Source organism: Azonexus sp., from assembly GCF_036170495.1.
GTDB lineage: Bacteria > Pseudomonadota > Gammaproteobacteria > Burkholderiales > Rhodocyclaceae > Azonexus.
The window spans coordinates 1-2,111 of record NZ_JAVHPH010000363.1 but is presented as its reverse complement, the minus strand read 5'-3'; the positions used below and the strand labels follow the sequence as shown (position 1 = coordinate 2,111).

Genomic DNA, 2,111 nt, shown 5'->3' with positions numbered 1-2,111 from the left:
GCGCGATTTCGACATTTTTGCGCCGTCGACCGTGAGAAAGCCGTGCGCGAAGATCTTGGTCGGCGTGCGAAAGCCGGCGTGAGCCAGTTCGGCTGGCCAGAAGAGGGCGTGGAAATAGAGGATGTCCTTGCCGATGAAATGGTAGAGCTCGGTTTTGGAGTCCGGACGGAAATACTCGTCGAAATCGAGGCCGCTGCGCTGGCACAGGTTCTTGAACGAGCCCATGTAGCCGATCGGGGCGTCGAGCCAGACGTAGAAGTACTTGCCCGGTGCATCGGGAATTTCGAAGCCGAAATACGGCGCATCACGCGAAATGTCCCAGTCCGTCAGCTTGTTCTCGCCGGGGGCACCCAGCCATTCCTGCATTTTGTTGGCGGCTTCGTTCTGCAAAACCCCGTTGTCGCGGCTGGTGTACTGGCGCAGGAAGGACTCGCAGCGCGGGTCGGAGAGCTTGAAAAAGTAATGCTCGGAACTGCGCAGTTCCGGCTTGGCGCCGGAGATGGCGGAGTACGGCTCCTTAAGGTCGGTTGGCGCATAGGCCGCACCGCAGGATTCGCAGTTATCGCCGTACTGGTCCTTGGCTCCGCATTTCGGGCATTCGCCCTTGATGAAGCGGTCGGGCAAAAAAAGCTGTTTGACCGGGTCGTAATACTGCTCGATGGTCCGCGTTTCGATCAGGCCGGCGGCGCGCAGCTTGAGGTAGATATCGTTGGCGCAGTCGCGGGTTTCGTCGGAATTGGTGCTGTAGAAATTGTCGAAGCCGACACCGAAGCCGGCGAAGTCACGCGAATGCTCGCCGTGCACGCGGGCGATCAACGCTTCCGGCGTAATCCCTTCCTTTTCGGCTCGCAGCATGATCGGCGTGCCGTGGGTGTCGTCGGCGCAGACGTACCAGCATTCGTTGCCGGCCATCTTCTGGAAACGTACCCAAATGTCGGTCTGGATGTATTCGACCAGATGGCCAAGGTGAATGGCGCCATTGGCGTAGGGCAGGGCGGAGGTGACGAGAATTTTGCGCGACATGGATGGGCAAGGTTGAGGAAATAAAGGGCAATTTTACCGCGAGGAAGCTGGGCGACGATTCACAAATCCCCCGACACCTTTTTGCGACAATTGTTAGCGAACGTAAACCAGTGTGTTTGGTTGGTAAAACATGATCGATGAATGATTGCCGAAGCCCCATGAAGGGCGCAGAATTCGCCGCGGAACGGGAGGTTTTATGATTTTTGCGGTGGTCGAGGATAGTAGAAGCCAGGCTGAAGTGCTCAAGGCGCTGTTAAAGAGCGAGGGGCACCAGGTCGAGGTGTTTTCGGATGGGCAGTCTTGCATTGCGGCGCTGCAAACCCGAAATTTCGATTTCTTTGTCATCGACTGGATGCTGCCTGACATTGGTGGCGACGAGGTGCTTCGCCATGTCCGCGAAAAGTGCGGTTGGGACGTTCCGGTCGTCTTTTGCACGGGGCGTACCGACGAGGAGGCTGCTTCCGACATTCTGCGCCTTGGGGCCGACGACTATATTCCGAAGCCGATCCGCTACATGGAGTTCATGGCGCGGATTCATGCCCTGCTGCGCCGCCGCCAGCCACGCGCGGCTACCGCCCAGTTTGGCAGCATCGAGATCGACATGGAGGGTCGGCGCATCAAGCTGGCCGGTGTCGATGTCGACCTGACCCAGCGCGAATTCGAATTGGCTGTCATTTTGTTACACAACGTTGGCCGCGTACTGTCGCGCGATGAACTGCTGACCAGCGTCTGGGCGCGTGACGCCGGCGTCGATACGCGGACCGTCGATACGCACGCCAGTCGTCTGCGCAAAAAATTGGGGCTGGCCGGCGAGAGTGGCCTGATGTTGTCCTCGGTCTACGGTCAGGGTTATCGACTGGATACCGTGCAACAGGGCTGATTCCCGCCAACGGTTTCGGGAATACGGGATAGAATTACTCGGGTATTGTCCGTTGCTTACCCCCAAACCGGAGTTTCCATGAGTCTTACAGAACAGCAACTCAAGGCTGCGCTCTCTGCTGCGGTCGACCCCAATACCGGCAAGGATTTCGTCGCCGGCAAGGCACTCAAGAATGTGAAAATCGATGGCGACGACGTGTCGTTCGACA

At 58.1% G+C, this 2,111-nt stretch carries 3 protein-coding genes; 2 read left to right on the top strand and 1 reads right to left on the bottom strand.

The annotated features are described in order from the left end of the window. Nucleotides 1–1,023 (bottom strand): methionine--tRNA ligase (gene metG / locus ADADOO_RS13355; protein WP_511277995.1); only part of this gene is annotated, 1,023 nt, incomplete at its 3' end. A gap of 196 nt (nucleotides 1,024–1,219) precedes the next feature. Here metG and ADADOO_RS13350 point away from each other — a divergent pair. Both ADADOO_RS13350 and ADADOO_RS13345 read left to right on the top strand, forming a co-directional pair. Next, a complete protein-coding gene (locus tag ADADOO_RS13350) occupies nucleotides 1,220–1,903 on the top strand; it encodes a response regulator transcription factor (protein ID WP_511277994.1) in 684 nt (227 codons plus the stop codon). Between the two features lie 78 nt (nucleotides 1,904–1,981). After that, a partial coding sequence (locus ADADOO_RS13345; protein ID WP_511277996.1) for an iron-sulfur cluster assembly protein occupies nucleotides 1,982–2,111 on the top strand: 130 nt, incomplete at its 3' end.

What these genes read in the sequence shown, in the direction of transcription:
- ADADOO_RS13350 (WP_511277994.1), top strand. Translation starts at nt 1,220, where the DNA reads ATGATTTTTGCGGTGGTCGAGGATAGTAGAAGCCAGGCTGAAGTGCTC.